Source organism: Sphaerisporangium siamense (genome assembly GCF_014205275.1).
In the GTDB taxonomy this organism is placed as follows: Bacteria; Actinomycetota; Actinomycetes; order Streptosporangiales; family Streptosporangiaceae; genus Sphaerisporangium; species Sphaerisporangium siamense.
Window position 1 is genome coordinate 3222088 of record NZ_JACHND010000001.1, and the last position, 25583, is coordinate 3247670.

Here is a 25583-nt window from a genome sequence, read left to right on the forward strand (position 1 = left end):
ATGACTGCCTCTTACGAACCGGACGGTCGAAGGAACCGGGCGACCGCGGTCATCGGCTGGACGGCCGCCCTCACCGCCATGCTCCTTATCTCAGGTTGCGATCCCGCCCTGTTTCAGCGCGAGTCCCGGGTGGATTCCATCGCCGTCAGCGACGTGAGCAGCATTGGGAAGGTGTTGGCGCGGACCACGACCGAGGACTACGGGGATGGCCTCACCACCATCAACGAAGTCCTGGTGCTCGATGTCGGGAGCTCGAATGCCGCAGAGGCTCTCGACGCGGCGAGCGTGAGCTTACGGAAGCTGGGATGGAGGGTCGCCATCCCACGTCCGCCCGAGTCGGTGTACCTGGAGTCGAGTAGGTGGAAGGGCGTCCGGCTGTTTCTTTATGGCCTGGACTTCTACGAGTCATGGGCGGAGCCCGGGCCGCAGGAGGAGAAGGCGATAAGCGAGGCTCGCGCCCTGACCAAATCCCCTGCGCCATTAGTGGTGGAGATGTACAAAGACGAAAGCTGAACCAGACTACTTACTCTTGAAGTGGTCGGCGCTTGATCATGGCTCGATCTGTTGACGGGATCGAGCCATGGAGGGCCTCCTCTTTAGCCGTCCTGCCGAGCGTTGCGGACGTGCCGCGCATGTGGTCGCGCGGGGCCGACCTCACCCCCGCCCCTCCACAACGTCAGCCGGCTCGCCCGCACGGTGAAGAACCGCTCGGCGTAAAGCGCCGCCAGGTGATCGGCACTGTAGAGGCCCGGCCGGCGGCCTGGACGTGCTCGGCCAGGCTCACGGCAGTGTCCTTGGGGAGCGACCGCAGAAGGAAACTACCCCAGCGCCTCAACACCCAACGACGCGCAGCCCTAACAAGCACTACTACTAGTAGTAGTACGGGAACGGCTCCCAGTTCGGGGGGCGCTTCTCCAGGAAAGCGTCGCGGCCCTCTACGGCCTCGTCGGTCATGTACGCCAGGCGGGTGGCCTCGCCGGCGAAGACCTGTTGGCCGACCAGGCCGTCGTCGACCAGGTTGAAGGCGAACTTCAGCATGCGCTGGGCCTGGGGGGACTTGCCGATGATCTTCCAGGCCCATTCCAGGGCGGTCGGCTCCAGGTCGGCGTGCGGGACGACGCGGTTGACGGCGCCCATCGCGTGCATCTCGGCCGCCGTGTAGTCCTCGCCGAGGAAGAAGATCTCGCGGGCGAACTTCTGGCCGGTCATGCGGGCCAGGTACGCCGAGCCGTACCCGGCGTCGAAGGAGCCCACGTCGGCGTCGGTCTGCTTGAACCGGGCGTGCTCCGCCGAGGCCAGCGTCAGATCGCACACCACGTGCAGCGAATGCCCGCCGCCCGCCGCCCACCCGGGCACGACCGCGATGACCACCTTCGGCATCATGCGGATCAGCCGCTGCACCTCCAGGATGTGCAGGCGGCCCGCCCGCGCCGGGTCGATGGTGTCGGAGGTCTCCCCGCTCGCGTACTGGTAGCCCGACCGCCCGCGGATCCGCTGGTCGCCGCCGGAGCAGAACGCCCAGCCGCCGTCCTTGGGCGAGGGCCCGTTGCCGGTGAGCAGCACACACCCGACGTCGGAGCTCATGCGCGCGTGGTCCAGCGCCCGGTACAACTCGTCCACCGTGTGCGGCCGGAAGGCGTTGCGCACCTCCGGCCTGTCGAACGCCACCCGCACGACACGCTTCCCCGAGCGCGCCTCCGCCGACCGGTGGTAGGTGATGTCGGTGAAGCCGAACCCCTCGACCTCGCGCCACGCGGACGGGTCGAACAACTCGGACACGTTGATGTCAGCCACGTCCGCAGGGTAGCGGGTCCCCTCCACCTCTGCCCGAGCCCGGCGGTCCTCGGCGGCCTCCGCCACCAGGGACAATCAATGGGGCGTCTGCGACTGTCGGTGCCGTCGAATACCGTCTTGGGCGGTGGGCGTCGCGGCCGTGGTGCGGTCGCCTTCGGGTTCGACGGATCGGCGGGGGGAGCCGGGTGGCCGGGTATCGGGCGTTCAGCCTTGATTCGCTTGTGGTGAGCGACAGGTTGAGGCTCTTCAACTTCACCCGTCGGGACGATCATGTCGCGTACCTGTGGGTGTTGCGGGCCATGGATCGGCTGCGCGAGGTCCACCAGGTGCAGGTCGACAGCGAGCAGGTCGGGGCGGCGCTGGCCGAGCTGGCCCGGCTGCACGAGGAGCTTCCGTTCCCGGCGGACGTCCGCCTGCGGGACCGGCTCGACGCCCTCCACGAGGACGGCGTGGTGCACCGCTTCGACGACGCCTCCCGCGCCGGCACCCTGGTGCGCTACCGCAACCGCCAGTCGGTGTACCAGTTCAGCGAGCTCGGGTACTGGGCGTACACCGCGGTCGAGGGCCTGCTGGCCACGCGCATCCAGGACGCCAACCTGTCCCGCCTGGTGTTCTCCGACATCCTCGAAGACCTGCGCGAGCTGGCGGTCGCCAACCGGACGGGGGAGCCCGAGCAGGTCTACCGCAGGCTGTCCCGCCTGGACTCGGTCATGGAGGACATGGGGCGTCGCTCCGCGCACTTCCACGTCACGCTGGGCGAGATCATGCGGTCCACCGACACCTCACCGGACACCTTCCTGCGGCACAAGAACGCGCTGCTCGCCCACATGTCCGACTTCATGTCCGAGCTGGACCGCTACCTGCCGCGCCTGGACCGCGCCGTGCGCGAGGTCGAGGCCACCGGGCTCATGACGCTGCTGTCGCGCGCCGCCGACGCCGACGAGCGCCCGTTCATGACCTTCCCCGACCGTCTGGAGGACTGGCGGCGGCGCTGGACGGCGCTGCGGGCGTGGTTCACCGCGGACGGCGGCGAGACCTCGCGCGCGGGCGAGCTGCGGCACGCCACGCGCACGGCCGTCTCCGGAGTGATCGCGCTGCTGCGGCAGATCACCGAGGCGCAGCGCGGCGGCGTCAACCGGGCCACCCAGCTCAGGCACCTGGCCGAATGGGTGCACAACGTGTCCGACGAGGGCGCCGCGCACGCGCTGATGGGCGCCGCCTTCAACATGCGCTCGGCACGCCACGCCGGAGGCGCCCATGACGACGACGAGCAGATCTCACCCCGCGCCACCTGGTGGGACGCGCCCGGCGTCGAGATCTCGGTGACGCTGTTCCGCACCGGCAGGGCGCCCACTCCGGGAGTGCCGCAGCCGGTCCGCGCCAACAGGGGAGCACGCGCCGCCCTGCGCCACGGCCAGGCCGCCGCACGCGCCGCCGAACGCGAGGCCGCCTCCGGGCTGGCGCGCCTCGGTGCCTACGGGCGCGTCCTGGACGAGACCGAGACCCGCGTCCTGCTCAAGCTGCTGACCCGCGCCCTCGAAAGCAGGACCGTGGTGAAGGGGCTGGTGCGGGGCGCCTCGGGCTCGGGCGACGCCATGGCGATCCACCTGGTCCCCTCCGACACCGGGAGCACGATCGCCACCTCCCAAGGTCTGCTGCACATCCCCGGCTTCCGCGTCGAACTCGCGGGCCGCTTCCGAGGAGGCGGGCGATGACGCCGGCGCGGGCGGCACGGGATGTCCAGCCCGCCGACCTCGGGTCCTACCAGCAGGCGGTGCGGCGGGTCATGACCTGTGACCTGATAACCGCCGCGCGCCCGCGCGCCGGCGTGCTCGACAACGTGCTGCGCTGGGCCGACGAGATGGCCCGCGACTTCCGCGAGCTGTTCGGCTACACGCTGATCGCCACGACCCACCAGGTACGGCTCGTGCGCAGGCTGGACACGCTCGACCCCACCCAGCGGTCCGTCTTCGCCAGGAAGGGCAGGCCGTTCGACCGCCGCAGGCTGGCCTACCTGTGCCTGGTGCTCGCCTCCTTCCAGCGCTCCCGCATCGAGATCAGCCTGGCCGATCTCGTCCGGGCCTTCACCCCCTCCGCCAACGCCATCGACGGTCTCGGGTTCGACCCCACGGTCGGCGCGCACAAAGCCGCCGTCGTGGACGTCCTGGACTGGCTGGTCGACCGCGGCGCGCTTCGTCTGTCCGACGGCTCCCTGGAGTCCTGGGTACGCGACACCGAGAACGGCGACGCGCTCTACGACATCGACCACGAGGTGTGCGGGGTGCTGTTCCGTCCGGCGCGGCCGCCGCAACACCTCACCAGCGTGGCCGGCCTGCTCACCGAGCCGCCCGCGCCGGACATGTCCCGGACGGCGGCCGCGCGCCGCGCCCGGCGGCTGCTGCTGGAACACCCCGTCGTCTACTACGCCGACCTCACCCCCGAGGTCGCCGCCGCGCTGCGCGAGCCGGGCCTCGCCGAGGACGTCGCGCGCTTCACCGGGCTGGTCGTCGAGCGGCGCGCGGAGGGCGTCATGCTGGCGGACACCGCCGGGGTCTTCACCGACCGCCCGTTCCCCGGACGGGGCGGCGCCGTGAACCGCACCGCGGGACTGTTGCTCGCGAAGATCGCCGACCTGCTCGAAGACCCCGCGCACACCCCGGTACTCCTCCCGGTCCCGTCGCCCGCCGACGAGCACGCCGCGCTCCTGGGGCGGGTGGACGCCGGGCTTCCCCGGCACGGCGTCGTCGCCGAGCTGGCCTGGGCCCCCGACCCCGGCCCCGCACGTGACGAGGGCCCGGCCGCCGAGGCGCCGCTGGTGGAGCTCAGCGTGCTCGACGTGATGATGGACGAGCTGTTCGACGAGTTCGGGGCCGCCTCGTTCAGCGGCGTCTGGCAGCACGACCCCCGCGGCCTGCTGTCGGCCGCCCTGGCCTTCCTCGCCGACCTGTCGCTGGTCCGCCCGGTCCCCGGCGGCGTCCTGGTGCTGCCGGCCGCGTACCGGTACCGCAACATCAGGGCGGCCCTGCCGGAGCGGCCGCAGGACGACCGGCTTCCGCTGGAACTGCCCGGCATGACCGACACATCCGTGAGCGACGAGGAGCCCCGGCCATGACCGACCGGTTCAAGCCCACCCGCGCCGGGGTGATCAACGTCTGGGACTACGTGGACGAGGAGTTCGTCTTCGCCGACGGCCGCCTCGTGCTGCGCGGGCACAACGGCTCCGGCAAGACCAAGGCGCTGGAGGTGCTGTTCCCCTTCATCCTGGACGGCGTCGCCGACGCCCGGCGCCTCGACCCGTTCAGCGGCGAGAACCGCACGATGAAGTCCAACCTGCTGTACCGCGGTCAGGAAGCCGAGTACGGCTACGTCTGGATGGAGTTCGCCCGCGTCCCGGGCGAGACCCGCCGGCCCGCCGAGAGCACCGGGACCGGGGGGAACGCCGGGTCTTCCGGCACCGCGGAAACCGTCACGCTGATCATCGGGCTGCGCGCGCACCGCAACCGCGACGGCGTGCGCAGCTCGTTCTTCGTCACCGGCCAACGGCTCGGCGTCGACTTCGGCCTGCTGGCGCCGGACGGCCGGCCGCTCACGGAGAACCAGCTCAAGGCGATCCTCGAACCGGGCGCGTTCTCCGCCACCGCCACCGAATACCGCGCCGCCGTGGACTCGCGGCTGTTCGGGCTCGGCCGCGAGCGCTACGGCCAGCTCCTGGACCTGCTGCTGGCCCTGCGCCGCCCGCTGCTGGCCAAGGATCTCGACCCCGGCAAGGTCTCCGACACGCTCACCTCCGGGCTGAGCCCCGTGGACGACATCCTCGTCGACCAGGCGGCCCGCGACTTCGAGAACCTCGCCGCCGTGCAGAGGCAGTTCGACGACTTCGCCATCGCCGACACGGCCGTGCGCGCCTTCCTCGCCGACTACACCGAATACCTGCGCACCCACGCCACCTACCGGCTCGGGCGCATCACCGCGGCGAGCGGCGTCGCCGTCGAGCACGCCCGCGCCGTTGCCCTGGCCGCCGCCGAGCTGCGCCGCGCGGGCGACGCCCACGAGCGGGCCGCCCGCGCCCGCGAGCTGGCCGAGACCGAACGGCAGGGACTGGAGGCCCGGGAGGCCGCGCTGCGCGCGCACGACGCCTACCGGGCGCAGAGCCGGCTGGAACTCCAGCGCCGGCAGATCGCCAGAGGCCGCGACGAGATCGCCGCCGAACGCCGCCGCCTCTCCGGAGCCGCCGGCGACCTGGAGGAGCTGGCGCGCGAGGCCGGCGAGATCGCCGACCGGCTCGAACGCGCCACCGTCACCACGGCCCGACTGTCCACCGAGCTGACCGAGGCGGCCGAACGCGCGGGCATCGCCTTCGACGGTGACGGCACCGCGGACACCGGCGACGATCTCCCGGTCACGGCCAAGGCACGCGCCGCGGCCCGCCGCGACGACGTCGGAGAGGCGCGCCACCGGCTCCGCCTCGCCGAGGAGGCCGACCTGCGGCGCCGCCGCGCCGACGAGGAACTGGCCGACGCCGCGACGGCGGTCACGGACGGCGAAGTCCAGTGCGCGGAGGCCGAGACCCGCCTCGGCGAGGCCCGCGCCGCCACTCGCGAGGCGCTGCGGCGCTGGGCCGGCCAGTGGCCCGACGGCCGGACGGCCGAACCTCCGGCGGCGACGGCGGCCGTCGACGCCGGGACCATCGCGGCGGCGCTGGAGGACGGCTTCGGTACCGCCGTGTCGCGGGACGGTGTCGCGGTTTCCACGGTGGCCGGTCCCGGGGATGTGGAGGCGTTGAGTGAGGCCGTCGAGCGGCTCGGCGAGCCGGGCGCGCCGACGTTGCTGGAGGTTTTCGCGGCGCGGACGGACGGGCGGCGGTTGGAGTGCGCCGCTCACGTCGAACGGCTCCGGGCTCAGATCATCAGCCTGGACGCCGAGCTGGAGCGTCTGAGCGGGGAGCGCGCCGAGATCGAGGCCGAGCGCGACGACGCCCCGCCCTCCGGCGACCTGCGCACCGCGGCGCGCGAGGGCCGGCCCGGTGCGCCCCTGTGGCGGCTGGCGAGGTTCGCGGAGTCGGTCGAGGCCCGCCGGGCGGCGGGCGTCGAGGGCGCTTTGTACGGGGCGGGCATGCTGACGGCCTGGGTGCACCCCGATCCCGAGCTCACCACCGCCGCGGTAATGGCCGCGGAGTCCGACGGCTATCTCGTGCCGCTACCACCGGAGCACCGCCCGGACGGTCCCACCCTCGCCGACGTCCTCGTGCCGGACGATCAGGACCTGGTACCCGCCGAGGTGATCACGGCAGTGCTGCGTTCGGTCGCCCTGACCGACGAACTGACCGGGCTTCCCGCGGGCGTCGCGTCTGTGGTCACGGCGGGGGCGCAGTTCGGCCACGGCGTGCTCGTCGGGGCGCGGCCCAAGGAGGCCCCCGAGTACATCGGCGCGACCAATCGGGCCAACCGGAGGCGTGAACGCCTCGCCGAGTACGACGCGCTCATCGCCGGTCACAGGAAGGAGCGCGAGGTCACGGCGGGAGAGCTGGCGCGGGCGGGCGCGGCGCTGGAGGACTTTCGCCGCGCCCGGGACACACTGCCCGCCATCGAGCCGATCAGCCGGGCCGTGCGCGGGCTCGCGCACCAGTCCACCTTGCTGGCCGCCGCGCGTACGACGTGGGAGCGGCGCCGTAAGGCTCTGGACTCGGCGGTCGCCGAGGTGGACGCCCAGCGCCGCCGCCTGCGCCAGGTGGCCGCCGAGCGTGGCACCCCGACTGAGGCGGACGCCATCGACGCGGTCGCGCGGGCGGTAGACGACTTCGAGCGCGTCGCGCACGCCCTGCACGCCGAACGCCGGCAGGCGGTGACCGTCGAGCGGGACCTCGCCGCGCGCCAGGCGTCGGTCGCGCGGCAGCGGGAACGGCATGCCACCGAGACCGCGGCGCTTCAGGTCAAGGAGAACGAGCACAACGTGGCCGTGGAGGAGCTCGCGGCGTACGAGGAGGCGCTCGACGCCCCGCTCAAAGAGGTGATCGCCCAGCTCGACGAGGTGGAGCGGCTGCTGAAGGAGGTCCGGGCGCGGGAGTCCGAGGCCGTGGCGGAGGTGTCCCGCGAGCACGACGCGGTGATCAGGGCCGAGAACGACCTCAAGCACGGGAGTACGTCTCTCGCCGAGTCCTTTGACCACCTGTTCGAGCACACGACGTCGTTCGCCCCGTACGCCCATGACGGCCTGCGCCTGATGCTGGGCGTCTCCGCCACCACCCCCTGGCCCGCCGACGCCGACCGCTTCGACCCGATCAGAGCCGCCGAGTCCGTCGTCACCACCCTCGCCCGCACTCCTGCCGCGGCCCCGCCGCCCTCCGGCGATTCGCCCGATACCGGGGCGGGCCGGGTGGATGAGGTGGTGTGGGCGGCGCTGCCGGGTGGGGTGGCTGGGTTGCTGGACGAATTCCGGGGGGCGCTCGGCGGAGGGCGGGCCGTTTCCGAGGGCGCGCTGAAGCAGGCGTCCAGCCGGATGTCGGCCGCGTTGCGGGTGTTCCAGGAGGCGCTCGACTCGTGCGGTGAGGACTACCGGCTCGACCACGACCCGGGCGCGGCCGGGGTCGTCATGGTGTACGTGAACGACGAGGGCGGGCGCAACCCCGTCGCCGCCTTCGCGCGGCGCATCGCCGACCGCGTCGGGGAGCAGGGGGTGCTGCTGGAGGAGCGCGAGCGCACCGTCCTGGAGAACGAGCTGCTCGCCGGCCTCGCCCAGCAGATCCATGACCGCGTCCTGGCCGCCAGGGACCTCGTCGTCGGCATGAACGACGACCTGCGGTCCCGCCGGATGTCCTCGGGGACGGGCATCGGCATCCGCTGGAGCCGCTCTGACAAGATCACCGACCGGCAGCGCGCCGCCGCGCGGCTCCTGGAACGCGACGCGCAGGGGCTCGGCCCGACGGGGCTGGCCGAGCTGCGCGCCCTGCTGCGCGAGATGATCCGCGAATACCGCGCCGCCCATCCCCGCGCCACCTACCGGCAGGCGCTGGCGGAGGTCCTGGACTACCGCGCCTGGTACACCTTCGAGCTGCGGCTCGTGGTGCCCGGCGAGGAGGAGGTGCGGCTGACCAAGGCCAAACACGAGCAGATGTCCGGCGGCGAGAAGTCGGCGGCCATCCATCTCCCGCTGTTCGCGGCGGCGAACGCCCTGTACTCCTCGGCCAAGCCGACCTGCCCGCGGACGATCGCGCTGGACGAGGCGTTCGCCGGCATCGACGACCGCTACAAGCCCGAGCTTCTCGGCCTGACCGTCACATTCGGCCTCGACCTCTTCATGACCGGCCACGACCTCTGGGTGCACTTCGACACCGTGCCCATGGCCGCCCACTACGACATGCACCACGACAAGGGCGCCCACACGGTCTCGGCCATGCTGATGGTCTGGGACGGCACGCACACGATCGACGCCGACGCCGCCTTCTCCGGCAACGACGACCTGGCCACGACCCTCCTCGGCATCCGCCCGAGCCGCCTCACCCCCACCTCCGCGGCCAACCCCTTGCTCGCCGCACTGGAGTCATTGAGCGTCCCTGACTCCCCCGGCGATGAGGACCACGTCCGCGGCGGTGATGTATGAGATCTTTCCGGTGGTCAGCGCGGTGTCGTGTAGCGAGAACGGCGATCCTGTGATTCTTGAGGTCGCGAGGCCAAGGGTGAGGAGAGCACCGGATGAGCGTGGGATACGGAATCGAGGGGTTGGCCGGGGATGCCTACAAGCGGCTCTTCGGCAACGCGCGCAAGGCGCTCGAACGAAACGGCGGAGACCTCGGCGGCACGACCAGCGTGCCCGATCCGACCGATGAGGAGCGCAACAAGATCCATGGTCTGCTGGGCGGTCCCCATCCTCGCCCGGGAGCGCGGCGTATCGTCATCCCGCTCGCCAAGCTCGATACCGCCGTTCGGGTCTCGACCGGACTCGGTTTGATCGATTTCCTGGAGCATGCGGGGGATGGCCTGCGTGACCGTCCGGCGGAGATCGCGGCGTCGGCGGCCGCCCGCGCCGCGGCTCTGCGCGAGGCCCGGAGCAGCTCGCTGTATGAGTCCCGCGCGTGGTACGCCGCCTGGCTGGAGGCGCTTGCACGAGATGGCACACTGACCCGGCTGCTGCGGGGTTCCGGCGCGGCTCCCGTTCTCATCCAGGCCATCCGCGTCCTGGAACGCCTGGAGGACCGCCAAGGCGTGGACACGCCGATCACGCCCAGCGATCTCGCCGCCGAGGTCACCCGGGACCCCCACGCGCTCGACCACGGCGGGACGCTGCCTACGCTGGTCCTGTGCGCGCTCGCCCTGCGCGAGGACGTTCAGAAGCCTCGTACGGCCGAGGAGCGGCGCGAACTGTGGGAAGCCGCCGGCGTCGTTCTGGACGATCTCGCGAGTCGGGTCCTGGTGCTCAATCTTCCCGCTCGAGGTGAGGGACTCGGCGAGTGGCTGACCGGCGCGGCCCAGTACGGCACGCCGTTCCAGGTCACCCTGCACCAGCTCACCACCCTGCCGATCACGGTGTCCGTACCGGTTGTCCATGTATGCGAGAACCCGGCCGTGCTGCGGCGCGCCGCCGCCGAGCTGGGCGACGGCGCGTCCCCGCTGATCTGCACCGAGGGTCGTCCTTCGACGGCCTTCCACCGCCTCGCCAGGGCCGTCGTCGCCGGGGGAGGAGTCCTGCGATATCACGGCGATTTCGACTGGCCCGGCGTCGCCATCGCCGCGTCCGTGATGGAACGCCACGGGGCGCGCCCCTGGCGCATGTCCGCGGCGGATTATCTCGCCGGTCTCCGGCACGAGGGGGACGAGGTGCCGCTGACCGGCCGTCGCCGCGACACGCCATGGGATCCGGCGCTGGCCGAGGCGATGGAGCGCCACGGCCGCGCCGTCTACGAGGAATCGGTGGCCGAGAATCTGATCGCCGATCTGGCACGGAGACCGCCGGGCGCCGCATCCACTGTCTGACGGAAGCCGCGCCGATTCCCGTCCGAACCCGGCACTACCTTTCCTGCCAGCTCACCCTGCGGGTGACCAGCCACAGGCTGAGCAGGGTGAGCGTGGTGAGTACCGCGACGTCCAGCATGAGCCGCCCGGATACGGGGCCGAAGGTGACCTGGCGGATCGCGGAGGCGGCGTAGCCGGTGGGGCTGACGTGGCTGAGGGTCAGCAGCCAGCCTGGGAGGGTGGCGGGGGGCAGGATCACCGGGCCCATGAAGAGCAGAACGATCGTCACCAGGAGGCTGGCGGAGCCTGCCTCCTCGGGGGTGCGGGTGAGGATGCCGATGAGCGCGCCGATGCCGGCCATCGGCAGCACGCACAGCGGGACGACGAGGAGGGCCAGCGGGCTGACGTGCAGCGGCACGCCGAGGAACAGGGCCCCGAAGACGACCGTCACGAGCAGCGAGGGGATGGAGAGGAGGAAGAACGCCAGCACGGTCGCGACGACGACGAGGGCGCGGTACACGGGCAGGGTCGCGAAGAAGTCCAGCGTGCCCATGGCCTTCATGAAGGCGAAGTTTCCGGCCACGTTGTTCTGGTTCTGGAACATCAGGGACAGCACGACGCTGCCGGTCAGCACGTAGACGAGATTCTCCGGCGCGCCCTGCCGGGCGAGCAGTCCCAGTCCGATGGTGCTCATCATCGGCGCGAAGACGCCGGTGACGATCATTCCGCGCCACGACCACCGGTAGTTCGAGAGCTGGACGAGCAGCAGGTCGAGAAGCTGGACGTGCGGGGGCTGGGGCTTTCTGAGGTCAGGAGGCATAGTGGAGGTACAGGTCCTCTAGGGTGGCCGAGTGCAGGCGGATGTCCGTGACCTTGGCGAAGTCGAGTCCCGCCAGCAGTTCCGGCGTGTCGGCGTGGTCCACCATCAGTGACAGGAAGTCGGTTCCCTCACGCCAGGGCACCATTCCGGCGGGCAGGCCGGGTGGGTCCCCGGGCTCGAACGACAGCTCCACGCGCACCTGGAGCGCGATGGCCTTCTTCAGCTCGCGCGGCGTGCCGAGCGCGGTGAACCGGCCCCGCTGCACGATGCCCACCCGCTGGATGACCTTCTCGGCCTCCATGGCGTCGTGCGTGATCAGCACGATCGTGGTGCCGTGCTCGGCGTTCCACCGCCGCAGCACGTCCCAGACGTGCTTCCTGTTGACCGGATCGAGGTCGTTGGTGGGCTCGTCCAGGATCAGCACCGGCGGGTGCCCGGCCATCGCGACGCCGAGCTGCAGCAGCCGGCGCTGGCCGCCGGACAGCCGCGCGCTGGACTTGTGGCGGATGGGCCCGATGCGCAGCTCCTCCAGCAGCAGGTCGCGCTCGCGCGCGGCCGCCCTCCTGGCGAGCCCGCGCAGGTGGCCGGTGACGTACATCGCCTCGCCGACGGTGAGCCTGTTGAGCGCGGCGCTGCTCTGCGGCATGTAGCCGACCAGGGCCGGCACATGGCGCGGGTCCTCGCGGATGTCGCGGCCGAAGAGCGCGATGCTGCCCGAAGTCGGGCGCAGGAGGTTCACCATCTGGCGGACCAGCGTGGTCTTCCCCGCGCCGTTGTCGCCGAGCAGCCCGAATATCTCGCCCTCGTCTATCCGGAAGGTGACGTCGTCGACGGCGGGGCCGGGCTGTTTCGGGTAGACCTTCACCAGGTTGCGCACGTCGTAGGCGATGTCGGCCATCGGCCCCTCTCGTCGCGGTACGCGGCCCGCTGTCCGCGGCTTGTGTCCGATTTGTTATCTGGTCCACCGAACACTACAGGCGGCGCCGGGCCGGGATCCGGAGGTTCGCGGATCCGCCGCCGGGCGGTGGGCGGCGATCCCGGCGCGGGGTGAACCGTACGCGCCGGCGCGGCGTCGAATCGGGTGACGGAGGCGACGCGCGAGGGGGCTCGGGTGGACGTGGACGGCCGGTGGGCGGTGCTCATCGAGGAGCAGGGCGGCAGCGGCGAGGGGCGTGACTGGCGGCTGACCGAGGTGCGCGACGTAGGGCACGACCGGGACGGCGCGGTACGGCTGGCCGAGACGCTGGCCCGGGAGTACGCCCCGAAACATCCCTGGTCTCCCCGTAGCCGCGCCGTGTACCGCGCGGGGGAGGGGGTCTGGCTGGTCGTGGTGGAGGGCGCGACCCGGAACTTCCACTTCCGGGTGACGGTCGCCGAGCACGTCGCGACCATCGGCTAAGCCCTTCTGGCCGGGTCCAGGGCCGGTTGTTTCCCGCCGGCAGCGCGCCGTGCGGGAGTCAGGGGCGGAGGCCGAGGGCCGCGCAGGCGGCGTCCACCGAGGCGCGTCGTAACTCGTCGGCGGGCGCGTCGGGGAACTGGATCGTGCAGTCCTGCAGGCCGCCGAGCGCCACGACCGCACGGGTGGCCTCGGCCAGGGTGGGCTCGGGTCCTTGGAGCAGGATGATGATCCGCTCGCGCCACTTCAGCACCATGTCGAACAGCCCCAGGTCGGCGAGTGTGGTGGCCTCGGCGAAGATGAGCACGATGACGTCGCGGTGCCGCAGGTTGAAGTCGAAGTAATCCTCCAGCAGCGCGCGTGGTTCGATCGCGCCGAGGGCCTCCTGCCGGGTGAGGAACGCCTCGCCGTCGTCGACGAGGGGCTGCACGATGCTGCGCACCAGTTCCTCACGTGAGGAGAAGTGGTAGTACAGCGCGGGCTTGGTGATGCCCAGCCGGTTCGCGATCTCTTGCAGGCTCGTCTTCTGCACGCCTTGGCGGGCGAACAGCTCACGGGCGGCGGCCTGGATGCGCCGTTTTGTGTCGGTGGGCTTGGGCACACGCCCAGAATATCTGACTTAACGATAGGTAAGTGCGCTACCATGCTTACCTATCGTTAAGTAAGGAGACTTCATGCGCGTGTTAGTGTCCGGCGCCAGCGTCGCCGGTCCCGTCCTCGCCTACTGGCTCACCCGGTACGGCTTCGACGTCACCGTGGTCGAGCGGGCTCCCACGCTGCGCAAGACGGGCGGCCACGCGGTCGACCTGTTCCGCCCCGCCCTGGCCATCACCGAGAGGATGGGCGTGCTGCCCCGCGTCCAGGAGCTGGCCACCGGCACCACCCGGATGACGGTCCTGCGCGAGGGCGCGCGCCGCCCGGTCGGCATCGACCTCACCAAGATCTTCAGCGCCGCCTCCGACCGGCACGTCGAGATCATGCGCGACGACCTGAGCGAGATCTATTACGACGCGACCCGTGAGGACGTCGAGTACCTCTTCGGCGACTCCATCGCCGCCATCGGCCCGGAGGGCGAGGTGGAGTTCGACGGCGGGCCGCCGCGCCGCTTCGACCTGGTGGTCGGCGCGGACGGGCTCCATTCCAACGTCCGCCGGCTGGTCTTCGGCCCCGAGTCCCGCTACAGCGCGTTCATCGGCGCCTACCTCGCCGTCCTCACGATGCCGGGGGACGCCGCCGACGGGCCGGCACGCGGCGAGTACGCCAGCCACCTCGGCGCCGGCCGCACGGCCGGGGTCTACCGGGCCCGCAGCACCGGCGACGCGCGGGCGGTGTTCCTGTTCAGGAGCGAACGCGAGCTGGAGTACCACTACCGGGACGTGCCCCGGCAGAAGGAACTGCTGCGCGAGGCGTTCCAGGGCATGCACCCCGACGTGGACGGCTGGCTCGGCGAGCTGGACCGTACCCCGGCGTTCTACTTCGACTCCATCACCCAGCTCCGCATGGACACCTGGTCGTCCGGCCGCGTGACGCTCGTGGGCGACGCGGCCTACTGCCCGGGCCCCGCCGTCGGCGGCAGCACCAGCCTGGCCGTGCTCGGCGCCTACGTCTTGGCCGGCGAGCTGGCCGAGGCCGGCGGCGACCACACGCGGGCCTTCGCCGCCTACGAGCGCGAGATGGCGGAGCCGGTGCGGGGCAGCCGCGCGTTCGCGCTGGGCGCGGCGCGCACCCTCATCCCGCGTTCCCGCCTCGGGGTCACGGGCCTTCTCGCCGGAGGACGTCTCGTCTCCGTGCTCCCGGCCGCCGCCGGCCGGGCCCTCGGGCTGCTCAACTCCTCAGGCATTCGCCTTCACGACTCGATGACCGTCAAGCATTACGCCGGCCCGGTGTACGGAAAACACGGCGGGTGACGAGAGGGGAGCGCCGCGGGAAGACCTGGAAGGTCCGGGGAATACGGCGGCGCGGCGCTCATATCGGCTCCGCGGAAAGCCCGCCACGTGCGGTCCGGGACGCGCGGCGGGGCCGCCGGATATGCCACGACGTGGACACGCTGGTGTTTCCGCAGGACGAAGGTCTACAAGGAGGTCCACCGCCGGTCATCGCGGGAGTCATGGCCGGGGTCGTGGCGCTGACTTTTCGGTCCGGCGCGGCGCGGGCCGGTGGCCGGGCGGACGACGGGCGATCAGGCGGAAAAGCGAATGCGAGGGATGTACGGGAGATTCGGTCCAGGCAATGGACGAGGGTGCGGAAACAGAAGCGGATTCGGTCATTGATCGCCATACCGCGTGCCGGAACGTGTCCCGGGAGCGGGGAGGGATATTTCGGAACGCTCCCGGGACCGGTGGCGCTTCCTCCGGCCCGGCGTCCCGGGAAGTCACGCCCGTTGTGATCTTTCCGCGGTCACGCCGCCGGCACGCGCATCCGGGCGGCGTGCAGCCGTTCGTAGTGCGGCAGGTGGTAGTCGAGGTACTCGGCCAGCCTGGCGTCGTTCCTGACGAAGCCGGTGTCGGAGCCCGAGGTGCGCACGAACCCGTCGGTCCTGCTCGTCGACTCGTGCCAGCGCTGGGTCTTGCGCCAGTCGTCGCGCACCCCGGGTTCCCAGGTCAGCGCCTCGGGGATGAACGGGATCGACACCCGCGCGCAGTACTCCCGCACGGTGGCCTCGGGGCTCTCGATCAGGTCGTCGGAGTCGACGACGACCGGCGGCGCCGCCGACCGGGCCGCGACCGCGTCGTAGATCTCGGCCAGCCAGGCGAAACCGATCTCGTCGCGCCTCAGCTCGGTGTTGAGCGCGAAATGGGAGGCGATGGCCTGTTCGGGGTGCCGGATGATGAAGGTGTGGGTGGCCTCGGCGAGGAAGGCGTCGTCGGCGAGCAGGCCGGGGTAGTGGAAGTCCGTGGTGTCCTTGAAAAAGACGGGACCACGCGTGGCCAGCTCACGCAGTGTAGCGATCAGTTCGGTTTCGGTCCGCGCCGTGAAGGGGCCGACCTGCGTCTCGCCGAAATCGGCCACATGCGAGAACGGTTCGTGCACCACGGTGTGGTCGCCGCGGGCGGCCATCATTCTCAGGAACGCGGTCGAGCGGGAACGCGGCGCGCTCCACAACGCCAAAATCCGCGGCGCCTGTCCGGCCTCGATGCTCATTGCCGTTCCTCCATCTGTTTCACGGTCGTGCGGAAAGGATATGCCGGTCCGGACCCGTCGTCCGTGTTCTCGCGGCGATTTCACGCGGGTGCCGCGGGCGTTCACGAGAACCGGGATCACGGTCGCCATGACGGCTCTGACCAGGGGAAACGTGTCGCCGGCCCCGGTCGGACGGGCGGGCCGCGGCGCGCGCGTTGCGGAAATGCGCCTCGATTTCAACGATTCTTGCAGGGAGTCGTGAATTCACCGTTGACCTGCGGCGCGCGTCTTGTCACGGTGCCCGGCGCACACATGTGCCGATCGGTGTCCTGACCCCCGGGCGCGGCTTTGCGCGGGCCGGGACGCCAAGCCGGATACGCCGCCGTCCCGCCGTGGGATTTCCGTGCCGGCGCGTCTCTCGCCGGATGCGGTGGGCCGGGCGCGGCGGCGTTCTCCTGGACGGCCGGCGCCGCGTGCCCGAAGGCGCGTCGTTCCCCGCCGGGAGTGATTCCTGGCCGCCGCCGATCGCCCCTGGGTGGTTCGGCGGCGGGCTTTCCTGGTGCTTCCCGGCCTTTCGCGCTACGTGTCCTCATGTATCCGTCCGGTTATCAAAGGCCATTCCCGGGTGCTCTCGCGGGGCGGCTCACATGAATCGGAAGAGGGTTCGGCCGGCATGCCCCTGGAATCCGGGCCACGCCTGGCGTGATTCAGACGAAAAGGGCCGGGGCGCGTCCGCCGTGGGACGCGCGGGCGGCGTGCCGGAAACGGCGGTCCGGCGCGGTCCCGGATCCTCCCCTGGATTCGGCGGCGGACGTTCCGTAGAACACGGAAAAGGAACATGGAAGACGGCTTTCCCGATGCCGCTTCCCGCCGGCGCCATCTTTCCGCCTTTCCCGGGAGCGTGGCCCGCGCATTGTCAGGAAGATTTTCAGGATGCCCGTGCGGGCGCCTCCGATACCATTTCACGGTCGATTCGAACGGCGCCCGGGAACGGCGTCCGCCGATGTCCGGAATCCCGGTATTCCCGCTATCTCCGACATTCGATCGTGCGTAATGGCGATCCGAATCCCGGAGATCGCGACCCTGAGGTCCGGATCCGGACCGCGCCCTTACAAGGGGTGTGGGAAATGCCGTCCAGAGAACCGGCGACGCCCGGTCCGTGCCGCGGGAGAAACCGCCGGCGCGGTGGTCGCGGGTGTGTGCATTTTTACGTGGTGCGATCGCGCCGCAGGTAGTGGGATGGGCGCGGAAGCTCAGGGGGTCGGCGGCGGATCGCTGGGGTGGTGGGATGTTCCGCAGGGGGCGAGCACCGGAGCCGTGGTCCGATACCGCGGGCCGGGGACGGGCTGGGGCGGCGGGGCGGCCGGGAGTCGCTGGTAGGAGCCGTCCAGGGGCCGTCCGGGGCGGCCGAACATATTGGCACATGTCGCCAAGGTCGGGTGATCGATTCCGTACCCGCGCGCCGCCGGGGTCCAGAGGGCGCCGCGCCCACGGCCTTGGGGCGGGAAACGGCGGCCCACCTGCCCGGTCCTCCTACAGACGATCGTGAACACGGCGGGCGCGCCGCCGCGCGGCGGGATCGTGATCGCCACCTCGCATGACGCGGCGCGCGCCGCCGGCCGGAGGCGCGCCCGGCCGGTCGCGCGGCGGTCCGAACGGCCCAGGACCCAGTTTTCGGACACCCCCTATTCGGATTAAGTTGAACGGTCCGATCCCGGCTTAGCGCTGTCCGTATCCCGTAAATTCGGTCATCCTGCCAAGATTGACATGCGACGTCCACCGCCGGGATAATCTCCGGGTGCCATCCGTTTTGCAGAATGTGACCTTCGACTGCGCGGTTCCGGTCAAGTTGGCCCGGTTCTGGAGCGAGGTCACCGGGCAGCCCGTAGACGATTACGATTCCTTCTACGCGACGGTGACCCTGCCGAATGACACGGTCCTCTACTTCGCGCGGGTCCCCGAGTCGAAGACGGTCAAGAATCGGGTGCACCTGTGTCTGCGTCCCGATGTCACGCGCGACGCCGAGGTAAGCCGTCTGATCGGAATCGGCGCGCGTTTGGTGGCCGACCACAGGCGACCAAACGGTCATGGGTGGGTGGTGCTGGCCGATCCGGAGGGGAACGAATTCTGTGTTCTACGCGGCACCCCGGACCGATGACGATTACATAGCGTTTATGCTTGCTTACGTACCGCAATTAGGCGGGCGTCGCGGGACAATCTAAAGAAACAGGCTTGACAGAGTTCGGCCGCAGATGCAAGCTTCTCGTTAGGGCGGGCATGGAGATCCCTTTTGCGGGGGGTTTGTTCGAACTTGGGCGAGATCGTGCGACGTCATTGTTCTCATCGTGACGGGTATTCCGCGCAAGTTATGTCGGGGGACACCGCGCACGGGATTGTCGCCGATGGCTGAACGGCTCTCGAAAAGGAACTTGCGCGAAAAGGAATTAGTGAGGTTCGCTTTGCTGCGAGTACCCGGGAAGCGAGAGAGACCGACCGAGGTCGCCGTCAGGCCGGCCGCCGTCAGGCAGACCAGTTCAGGGCAGGTGTTATAGCCGTGCAGTTTCGCGTCCTGATCTGCGATGAGACCACCCTCGTGAGGGACGGTCTGCGTACCCTGTTGGACGCCGAGTCCGACATCAACGTGGTCGACACCACGGACAACGGCCACCGCGCGGTCATGCTGGTCCGCACGTACCGGCCGCATGTCGTGGTCACCGGTCTCACCCTGCAGGGAATGCTCGGCATCGAGCTGATCCGACGGCTGCTACGGGAGGATCTCGATCCCGTGCCCAGGGTCGTGGTGTTCGCCACCAACGAGCACGACGACACGCTCACCCACGACACGCTCACCAACGTGCTGCACGCGGGGGCCAGCGGCCTGCTGACCCGCGAGACCAGCCGTGACGACCTGGTCGCCGCGATCAGGACCGTCGCGAGCGGCCAGGCCATGCTGACGCCGCGCATGACCCAGCGCCTGCTGGACTGGTTCCGCCAGCACAAGACCGAGCCCGACGACATGCTGCAGCCGTACGCGGCGGCGCTGACGGAGCGGGAGCGCGAGGTCCTGCTGCTCACCGCGCGCGGCATGTCCACCGAGGACATCGGGGTCACGCTGTCCATCTCCGTGGCCACGGTCCGCACGCACATCTACCGGTTGCGCAACAAGCTCCAGCTCAGGGACAGGGCCCAGCTGGTCTCGTTCGCCTACCGGGCCGGCATGATGCAGGCCGAGTTCGACCTGGCCAACAACTGAAACGTTTCATGCCTTTGGATCCGACGGTGCCCCCCACCCCACCAAGTGAGGGGCACCGCGGCTCTCAGACCCGGTCCAGCGCCTCCTCCACCATGTGCGCGACGCGCGGCAGGTTCCGCTCGTCGAACACGCTGTAGTGGTCGCCGGACAGGGCCACGTGGTGGAACTCGCCGGTGGACTTGCGCCGCCACGCCTCGGTGCTGACCTGGTGCGCCCCGGCGATCAGCGCGTACACCGGGCCGTCGTACGACGCGGGCGGGTGGTAGCGGTACAGCGCCTCGGCGGCGCCGGCGAAGATGTGGTACCGGTCCCGCAGCTCGTCGGCCGACAGGTCCAGTGACACGCCCGTCCTCGCCAGCATGTCCGGGATCGGGGTGAGCGCGTCCAGGGGCTTGAGCAGCCAGGCCAGCTCGCCCGGCGGCACGCCCTGCAGCCGGGACACGTCGTAGACGAACTGCCGGCGCAGCTCCTCCTCGTCGGGCACCGGGACGCTCAGGTCCACGGCGTACTCGGCGTCGAACAGCACGACCGGCTGCCGCGCGCCGCTGCGCTCGGCGTGCTGGCGCGCCACCTCGAAGGCGAGGCACGCGCCGAACGACCACCCGGCGAACACGCACGTGGACAGGTCCATCTCGGCGCCCAGTTCGTCGAGGATGCGCGTGCCGACCTCGACGAGCCTGCCCTCCACGGGCCTGGCCCGGTCGCCGGGCCTGCTGAGGCAGCCGTACACGCCGTACCCCTCGCGCAGCGCCCGGGTGAGCGGCACGTAGCAGAACAGCGCGCCGCCGCTCGGGTTCATCAGCACCAGGTTGCGCGGTTCGGCGCCCGCGCGCATCACGACGGCCTGCGTCTCGCGCGCCACCGTGGTCTGCGCGCGGCGCGCGAGCATCTGCTCGTACAGCTTCCTGCGCTCGGGGGACAGCTTGGCGAGCTTGTCTTCGGGGACGCTCATCGGTTCTCATCCTCCAGCCGGGCGCTCGCCGCGCTGACCTCCTCCTCCGACATGGACTCCAGCATGGCGAGCAGCTCGTCCTCGCTCATGGAGTCCATGCGCTGGGCGTCGACGATCCCGGCGATGTGCGCCGGGGTCGGGGACAGGAAGAAGTCGGCCAGCGAGATGCGCACCTTGAACCGCCGGTTGATGGACGAGATGAGCTGCGCGGCCTGCAGGCTGTTCCCGCCGAGCTGGAAGAAGTCGTCGCCGACGCCGATGCGCTCGTTGCGCAGCAGCGGCCCCATGATCTCCTGGACGAGCACGCGTTCGGTCTCGGTCCTCGGCTGCGCCACGGGCCCGCCGGCCGACAGCGGCTCCGGGTCCGGCAGCGCGCGGCGGTTCACCTTCCCGCTGCTGTTCAGCGGCAGCTCGGGCAGGTGCACGAAGTAGGACGGGATCATGTACGCGGGCAGCCGCTCCGCCAGGTGCTCGCGCAGCGCGTCCACGCCGAACGGGGCGGCGCCGGTGGAGACGTACCCCACCAGGTGCCGCTCGCCGGCCTCGTCCGCCCACGGCTCCACCGCCACCTGGGCGACGCCGGGGAACGCGGCGATGCCGGCCTCCACCTCGCCCAGCTCGATCCGCAGGCCGCGGATCTTCACCTGCTGGTCGATGCGGCCGATGAAGACGATACGGCCGTCCGACAGCCGCTTGACCAGGTCGCCGGTGCGGTACAGCCGCCCGCCCGGCGCGGTGCCGAACGGGTCGGGGACGAACTTCTCCTCGGTCAGCTCGGGCCGGTTCAGGTACCCCTTGGCCAGGCCCGCGCCGCCGATGACCAGCTCGCCCGGCACGCCGCACGGCACCGGGTTCAGGTGGCGGTCCAGGACGTGCGCGACGTGGTTGGTCATCGGCAGGCCGATCGGCGGGGTGTTCTCCCAGGTCCCCGGGCACTCCTCGACGATCATGGTGACCGTGCACTCGGTGGGGCCGTAGCCGTTGAACAGGCGCCGGCCCGGGTTCCACCGGTTGACGAGCTCGGCCGAGAACGCCTCGCCGCCGACGAACACGATGCGCAGCGCGTCGAACCGCTCGGGTTCGAGCAGGTTCATCACCGCGGGCGGCAGGTCGATCACGGTGATCGCCGACCGCTCCATCAACGCCTGCAGGCGCTCGATGGACAGCCGCTCCTCGTCCACGGCCAGGTACAGCCGCGCGCCGGTGAGCAGCGCGGCGAAGAGCTCGAACACCGACACGTCGAAGTTCAGCGAGGCGAAGCCGAGCACGCGGTCCTCGGGGGTCAGCTCGAACAGCTCCCGGACCGTGTCGGCGAAGTTGACGACGCTGCGCTGCTCGATCAGCACGCCCTTCGGCCGTCCCGTGCTGCCGGAGGTGTAGATGATGTAGGCGACGTCGTCGGGACCGGCCGTCTGATGCGGGTCCTCCTCCGGGGCCGAGGCCAGCGTGTCGCCGATCTCGTCCAGGACGACGAGCTGACGGCCCGCCCCGGTGAGCCGGTCGGTGAGCGAGGAGTCGGTCAGCACGGCCAGCGCGTCGGCGTCCGCGACGATCTGCGCGATCCTGGCGGCGGGGTTGGTCGGGTCCAGCGGCAGGTAGGCCGCGCCGGACTTCAGCACGGCGAGCACCGCTACCACCATGTCGGCCGAGCGCGGCAGCGCGAGCGCCACGACCTGGCCGGGCTTGGCACCGAGGTCGATGAGGTGGTGCGCGAGCCGGTTGGCCCTGCGGTTCAGCTCGGCGTAGCTCACCGGCGTCTCGGACACCACCAGCGCGGTCTCCTCGCCCCTGGCCCTGACCTGGGCCTCGAACTCGGCGACGATCGTGCCGGCGCGCACCTCGCGCTTGGGGCCGTCGCCGAAGGACAGGACGCGCTCGTACTCCCGCTCGTCCAGCGCCTCGATGTACGACAGCGGGGTCTGCGGCGAGGCGCAGGCGTTGATGAGGAACCGCCCGTAGTTGGCGGCGAACCGCTCGACGGTCTCCTCGTCGAACAGGTCGGTGTTGTACTCGCACTCGATCGTGCTGAGGTCGCCGTTCCTGGTGATGCCCCACGCCATGTCGAACCGCGAGGTCCCGGTGTGCGTGGACGCGAGGCTGACCTCGATGCCGTCGAGCTGGATCGGCGGCGCGAAGTCGGCGAGCGCGAACGCGATCTGGAACAGCGGCTGCCGCGACGGGTCGCGCGGCGGCCGGACGGCCTCGATGAGCTTGCCGAACGGGATGTCGCCCTGGGAGAAGGTGTCCTGGACGACGGTCCGCGTGCGGTCCACGATCTCGCGGAAGGTCGGGTCGCCCGACAGGTCGAAGCGCAGGACGAGCTGGTTGATGAAGAACCCGGTGACGGTCTCCAGCGAGCTGAAGCGGCGGTTGGCGTTCGGCGAGCCGATCACCACGTCGTCCTGGCCGCTGTAGCGCTGCATCATCGCCGCGAACCCGGCCGTGAAGATGTTGAACGGCGTGACGCCGATCTTGCGGGCCAGCCCGTCCACCGCGCGGTCCAGCTCGGGCGGCAGCGCCACCTGCACCCCGGCGCCGTTGAAGGTCACCTGGGTGGGACGCGGCCGGTCGGTGGGGAACTCCAGCGTCGGCGCGTCGGCGAGCCGCTCGCGCCACCAGGCGCTCAGGTCCTCCAGGCGCTTGCCCGCCAGCCAGTCCCGCTGCCACACCGCGTAGTCGGCGTACTGCACCGGCAGGTCGGCGAGCTCCGGCTCGACGCCGTTCTTCAGGGCCCGGTACAGCTCGGCCAGGTCGCGGGCGAGCACCGTCTGCGACCAGCCGTCGAAGACCATGTGGTGGACGTTGAACAGCAGGTAGTGGTCGTCGGGCGCCAGCCGGTACAGGCGGATGCGCCACAGCGGCGGCGTCTCGATCGCGAAGGGGATGCGCGCCTCGATCCTGAGCAGCGCCTCCACCTCCTGCTCGCTGGACGCCTCCACGATCAGCATCTCGACGGGCAGCTCGGGCGCGATCACCTGCACCGGGGTGTTGTTCTGCTCGGTCACGCTGGTGCGCAGGGACTCGTGCCGCGCCACCAGCGCGGTGAGCGCCCCGCCCAGCGCCTCGGTGTCCAGATCGCCGCGCAGCCGGTAGCAGAACGGCATGCTGTAGGTCGGCTCGTCGGGGGAGAGCCGATGGTGGGTCCACAAGGGTTCCTGGTTGAACGACAGCGGCACGGGCCCGGTGGTCTGCCGCGCCACGGGACCGAGATTGGCGGCGGGTTCCGCTCCCGCCCGCAACTGCGCGAGCAGCCGCGCACGCTTGTCCTCGGGCAGCCTGGCCAGGCGTTTGAGCAGTTCGGTCATGGATTCCTCCGTGTCCGCACGGGAACGTTGCCGGTCGGGCCGGTCAGGGTGGATCTCCGCGCTTCGTGGTGTGGTAGGTCGGAGAGGTCGGTGAGGGCGCTGGAGAGGACCGCGATGCCGCGGAGGTAGTCGGCCAGCACGATGTGCTCGTCCTCGGAGTGGTCGAGCGAGCTGTCGCCGGGGCCGTAGGTGGCCATCGGCACGTCCCAGACCTCGGCGAGGGTGTTCATGTCCGAGGTGGCGGTCTTCAGCTTGGCCGTGGCGCGGCCCTGCTGCGTGGCGATGCCGGCGAACAGCGCGCGGACGACGGGGTCGCGGCGCGTGGTGCGGCAGGCGGCGACCGAGTTGACGACGGTCAGCTCGCCGGCGCCGCCGAGGAGGGCGCGCAGGTCGCGGACCAGGGCGGGCGCGTCGAAGCCCGGCGAGGTGCGCACGCTCATCTCCATCTCGGCGGCGGAGAGCCCGCCGTTGAGCGAGACGAGCGTGGCGGTGGGCTGGTCGAAGACGGCGTGGCCCGGCTGCGGCGGCAGCAGCGACACCAGGGAGTTCCAGCAGTGGACGGCCAGCTCGGACGCCTTCGGGACCGGGTTGCTCGGGTGCGTGGGCGGCACCGTCACCTGGTAGCGCAGGTCCAGCTTGCCCTTGTAGCCGAGCACGACGCTCGACCAGCCGCTGGGCTCGCCGATGATGAGCGCGTCGGGCGGGCTGTGGGTGTTGCGGATCGCCATCGCCCCGCGCGAGCACGGCGTCTCCTCCTCGACGACGCCGATGACCACGACCCGGCCGCGGAACCCGGGCGTCCCGGCGGCGGCGCAGATCATCGCGGCGAGCGGCCCCTTGGCGTCGACGGCGCCCCGGCCGTACAGGCTGCCGTTGACCGAGCGGACGGGCAGGGTGCCGGGCACGGTGTCCATGTGGCCGAGCAGCATCACGGTCGGCCCGTCGCCCCGGACGATCTCGCCGACGGCGTTGCCGGTCTCGTCGACGTAGGCGCTGAAGCCGAGCTCGCGCATCGCGGTGACGAGGGCGCGGGCGAGCGCGGCCTCGTGGTGGGAGGGGGAGTCGATCTCCAGCATCCGGCGGAGCAGCCCGATCGCGACGGTCTCGCCGACCGGGCCGGTGTCCGCGCTGGGCCAATCATTCATCAGGGGCTCGTCTCCATGGTGTCGAGGCGGTCGCGTCCCCCCAGGACGACCGTGGTCGCGGCGCCGTCCAGCGCGGCCGTCACCGGCCGGGGGCGGCGTCCGTCCGCGATGAGCGTCTCGGGCACCCCGGCCGCGAGCGCCTCACGGGCGGCGATCAGTTTCAGTCCCATCCCGCCGGACCGGTGGGCGGGGGGCTCGTCCGGCGAGAGCTCCACCACGGGCAGCACCGAGTCCGGGTCGTCCACGTCGGCGAGGACCCCCGGGGCGCCGGTCAGCATCACCAGGCGCCTGGCGCCGAGCGCGGCGGCCACGGCGGCGGCGGCCCGGTCGGCGTTGATGTTCACCGGCCGGCCGTCCTCGGCCAGGGCCGGAGGTGAGACGACCGGCACCAGGCCCGCGGCGAGCAGCCCGCGCAGCAGCCCGGTGTCCACGCTGGTGATCGTCCCGACCTGGTTGTCGCGCACGATCACGCGCACGCCGTCCACGACGGCGCGGTGCGCCGCCTTCCTGCGGGCGCGCAGCAGGCCCGCGTCCAGGCCGGTGAGCCCGACCGCGCGGACCCCGGCCGCGGCGAGCGAGGCGAGCAGGCGCGGCTTGGCCATGCCGGCCAGGGCCAGCGTGACGACCTCCAGCATGGCCGGGTCGGTGTAGCGGGCGGGCACGCCGTCCGGGGCGACGAGCCGCCTGCTCGGCACGCCGAGCCGCGCGGCCAGCCGCTCGATGTCGGCCGAGCCGCCGTGCACCAGCACGACCTCGGCGCCCCGCTCGCGCAGAGTGGCCACGTCGGCGCACACCTCGTCCACCTCGACGGCGGCGTTGCCTCCGCACTTGACCACCGTGATGTCAGTCATGC

18 protein-coding genes are annotated in these 25583 nt (G+C 71.1%); 9 read left to right on the forward strand and 9 right to left on the reverse strand.

What is annotated here, in order from left to right; translation table 11 throughout:
- Entirely contained in the window at window positions 1–513 is a 513-nt protein-coding gene (locus BJ982_RS14795) for a hypothetical protein (protein WP_184880481.1), read from the forward strand.
- Between the two features lie 357 nt (window positions 514–870).
- Here BJ982_RS14795 and BJ982_RS14800 read toward each other — a convergent pair whose 3' ends face one another.
- Complete coding sequence (locus BJ982_RS14800) at window positions 871–1785, reverse strand: 1,4-dihydroxy-2-naphthoyl-CoA synthase (protein WP_445009397.1); 915 nt, start codon at window positions 1783–1785, stop codon at window positions 871–873.
- 233 nt (window positions 1786–2018) lie between these two features.
- Between BJ982_RS14800 and BJ982_RS14805 the strand changes: the two genes are divergently transcribed.
- The 4 genes from BJ982_RS14805 to BJ982_RS14820 all read left to right on the forward strand — a co-directional run bounded on the left by BJ982_RS14805 (window position 2019) and on the right by BJ982_RS14820 (window position 10760).
- The gene (locus BJ982_RS14805; protein WP_239123046.1) at window positions 2019–3509 is read left to right on the forward strand and encodes a TIGR02677 family protein; all 1491 of its coding nucleotides are present in this window, start codon (window positions 2019–2021) and stop codon (window positions 3507–3509) included.
- On the forward strand, window positions 3506–4906 hold the full coding sequence (locus BJ982_RS14810; protein ID WP_184880488.1) for a DUF2398 family protein: 1401 nt from the start codon (window positions 3506–3508) through the stop codon (window positions 4904–4906). The genes BJ982_RS14805 and BJ982_RS14810 overlap by 4 nt, the downstream gene beginning before the upstream one ends.
- Window positions 4903–9390 carry an SbcC/MukB-like Walker B domain-containing protein gene (locus tag BJ982_RS14815; RefSeq protein ID WP_184880490.1) on the forward strand — a complete coding sequence of 1496 codons (4488 nt, stop codon included), beginning with the start codon at window positions 4903–4905 and terminating at the stop codon, window positions 9388–9390. The genes BJ982_RS14810 and BJ982_RS14815 overlap by 4 nt, the downstream gene beginning before the upstream one ends.
- Before the next feature lie 92 nt (window positions 9391–9482).
- Window positions 9483–10760 (forward strand): TIGR02679 family protein, encoded by a 1278-nt coding sequence (locus BJ982_RS14820; protein ID WP_184880492.1) that lies wholly within the window; start codon window positions 9483–9485, stop codon window positions 10758–10760.
- A 34-nt stretch (window positions 10761–10794) separates the two neighbouring features.
- On the opposite strand, the gene BJ982_RS14825 is transcribed toward BJ982_RS14820, so the two are convergent.
- Together BJ982_RS14825 and BJ982_RS14830 are read right to left on the reverse strand one after the other, a co-directional pair.
- Window positions 10795–11559: an ABC transporter permease gene (locus tag BJ982_RS14825; RefSeq protein ID WP_184880494.1), complete on the reverse strand. Its 765-nt coding sequence runs from the start codon at window positions 11557–11559 to the stop codon at window positions 10795–10797.
- Window positions 11549–12457: an ABC transporter ATP-binding protein gene (locus BJ982_RS14830; RefSeq protein WP_184880496.1), complete on the reverse strand. Its 909-nt coding sequence runs from the start codon at window positions 12455–12457 to the stop codon at window positions 11549–11551. The genes BJ982_RS14825 and BJ982_RS14830 overlap by 11 nt, the downstream gene beginning before the upstream one ends.
- Window positions 12458–12640: 183 nt before the next feature.
- Between BJ982_RS14830 and BJ982_RS14835 the strand changes: the two genes are divergently transcribed.
- Window positions 12641–12958, forward strand: a complete 318-nt coding sequence (locus tag BJ982_RS14835; protein ID WP_203959137.1) for a hypothetical protein — start codon at window positions 12641–12643, stop codon at window positions 12956–12958.
- Window positions 12959–13016: 58 nt separating this feature from the next.
- Here BJ982_RS14835 and BJ982_RS14840 read toward each other — a convergent pair whose 3' ends face one another.
- On the reverse strand, window positions 13017–13556 hold the full coding sequence (locus BJ982_RS14840) for a TetR/AcrR family transcriptional regulator (RefSeq protein WP_184880498.1): 540 nt from the start codon (window positions 13554–13556) through the stop codon (window positions 13017–13019).
- Between the two features lie 73 nt (window positions 13557–13629).
- On the opposite strand from BJ982_RS14840, the gene BJ982_RS14845 reads away from it, so the two are divergent.
- Complete coding sequence (locus BJ982_RS14845) at window positions 13630–14862, forward strand: FAD-dependent monooxygenase (RefSeq protein ID WP_184880500.1); 1233 nt, start codon at window positions 13630–13632, stop codon at window positions 14860–14862.
- Window positions 14863–15352: 490 nt separating this feature from the next.
- Here BJ982_RS14845 and BJ982_RS14850 read toward each other — a convergent pair whose 3' ends face one another.
- The gene (locus BJ982_RS14850) at window positions 15353–16096 is read right to left on the reverse strand and encodes a sulfotransferase-like domain-containing protein (protein ID WP_184880502.1); all 744 of its coding nucleotides are present in this window, start codon (window positions 16094–16096) and stop codon (window positions 15353–15355) included.
- Between the two features lie 1777 nt (window positions 16097–17873).
- Here BJ982_RS14850 and BJ982_RS14855 point away from each other — a divergent pair.
- Window positions 17874–18233, forward strand: a complete 360-nt coding sequence (locus BJ982_RS14855; protein WP_184880504.1) for a VOC family protein — start codon at window positions 17874–17876, stop codon at window positions 18231–18233.
- 396 nt (window positions 18234–18629) lie between these two features.
- A complete protein-coding gene (locus BJ982_RS14860; RefSeq protein ID WP_184880506.1) occupies window positions 18630–19328 on the forward strand; it encodes a response regulator in 699 nt (232 codons plus the stop codon).
- A gap of 64 nt (window positions 19329–19392) precedes the next feature.
- Here BJ982_RS14860 and BJ982_RS14865 read toward each other — a convergent pair whose 3' ends face one another.
- From BJ982_RS14865 to BJ982_RS14880, 4 genes are read right to left on the reverse strand one after another with little or no spacing between them, the layout of a single operon-like run.
- On the reverse strand, window positions 19393–20280 hold the full coding sequence (locus BJ982_RS14865) for a thioesterase domain-containing protein (RefSeq protein ID WP_184880508.1): 888 nt from the start codon (window positions 20278–20280) through the stop codon (window positions 19393–19395).
- Window positions 20277–23585 carry a non-ribosomal peptide synthetase gene (locus tag BJ982_RS14870; protein ID WP_184880510.1) on the reverse strand — a complete coding sequence of 1103 codons (3309 nt, stop codon included), beginning with the start codon at window positions 23583–23585 and terminating at the stop codon, window positions 20277–20279. Before BJ982_RS14870 ends, BJ982_RS14865 begins: the two co-directional genes overlap by 4 nt.
- Window positions 23582–24730 (reverse strand): M20/M25/M40 family metallo-hydrolase, encoded by a 1149-nt coding sequence (locus tag BJ982_RS14875; protein ID WP_184880512.1) that lies wholly within the window; start codon window positions 24728–24730, stop codon window positions 23582–23584. Before BJ982_RS14875 ends, BJ982_RS14870 begins: the two co-directional genes overlap by 4 nt.
- Window positions 24730–25581 carry a [LysW]-aminoadipate kinase gene (locus BJ982_RS14880; RefSeq protein ID WP_184880514.1) on the reverse strand — a complete coding sequence of 284 codons (852 nt, stop codon included), beginning with the start codon at window positions 25579–25581 and terminating at the stop codon, window positions 24730–24732. Before BJ982_RS14880 ends, BJ982_RS14875 begins: the two co-directional genes overlap by 1 nt.
- Between the last annotated feature and the right edge of the window lie 2 nt (window positions 25582–25583).

Excerpts from the sequence above, each read along its gene's own strand:
- BJ982_RS14795 (WP_184880481.1), top strand. The coding sequence starts at position 1 with ATGACTGCCTCTTACGAACCGGACGGTCGAAGGAACCGGGCGACCGCG.
- BJ982_RS14810 (WP_184880488.1), top strand. The coding sequence starts at position 3,506 with ATGACGCCGGCGCGGGCGGCACGGGATGTCCAGCCCGCCGACCTCGGG.
- BJ982_RS14815 (WP_184880490.1), top strand. The coding sequence starts at position 4,903 with ATGACCGACCGGTTCAAGCCCACCCGCGCCGGGGTGATCAACGTCTGG.
- BJ982_RS14820 (WP_184880492.1), top strand. The coding sequence starts at position 9,483 with ATGAGCGTGGGATACGGAATCGAGGGGTTGGCCGGGGATGCCTACAAG.
- BJ982_RS14825 (WP_184880494.1), bottom strand. The coding sequence starts at position 11,559 with ATGCCTCCTGACCTCAGAAAGCCCCAGCCCCCGCACGTCCAGCTTCTC.
- BJ982_RS14830 (WP_184880496.1), bottom strand. The coding sequence starts at position 12,457 with ATGGCCGACATCGCCTACGACGTGCGCAACCTGGTGAAGGTCTACCCG.
- BJ982_RS14845 (WP_184880500.1), top strand. The coding sequence starts at position 13,630 with ATGCGCGTGTTAGTGTCCGGCGCCAGCGTCGCCGGTCCCGTCCTCGCC.
- BJ982_RS14850 (WP_184880502.1), bottom strand. The coding sequence starts at position 16,096 with ATGAGCATCGAGGCCGGACAGGCGCCGCGGATTTTGGCGTTGTGGAGC.
- BJ982_RS14865 (WP_184880508.1), bottom strand. The coding sequence starts at position 20,280 with ATGAGCGTCCCCGAAGACAAGCTCGCCAAGCTGTCCCCCGAGCGCAGG.
- BJ982_RS14870 (WP_184880510.1), bottom strand. The coding sequence starts at position 23,585 with ATGACCGAACTGCTCAAACGCCTGGCCAGGCTGCCCGAGGACAAGCGT.
- BJ982_RS14875 (WP_184880512.1), bottom strand. The coding sequence starts at position 24,730 with ATGAATGATTGGCCCAGCGCGGACACCGGCCCGGTCGGCGAGACCGTC.
- BJ982_RS14880 (WP_184880514.1), bottom strand. The coding sequence starts at position 25,581 with ATGACTGACATCACGGTGGTCAAGTGCGGAGGCAACGCCGCCGTCGAG.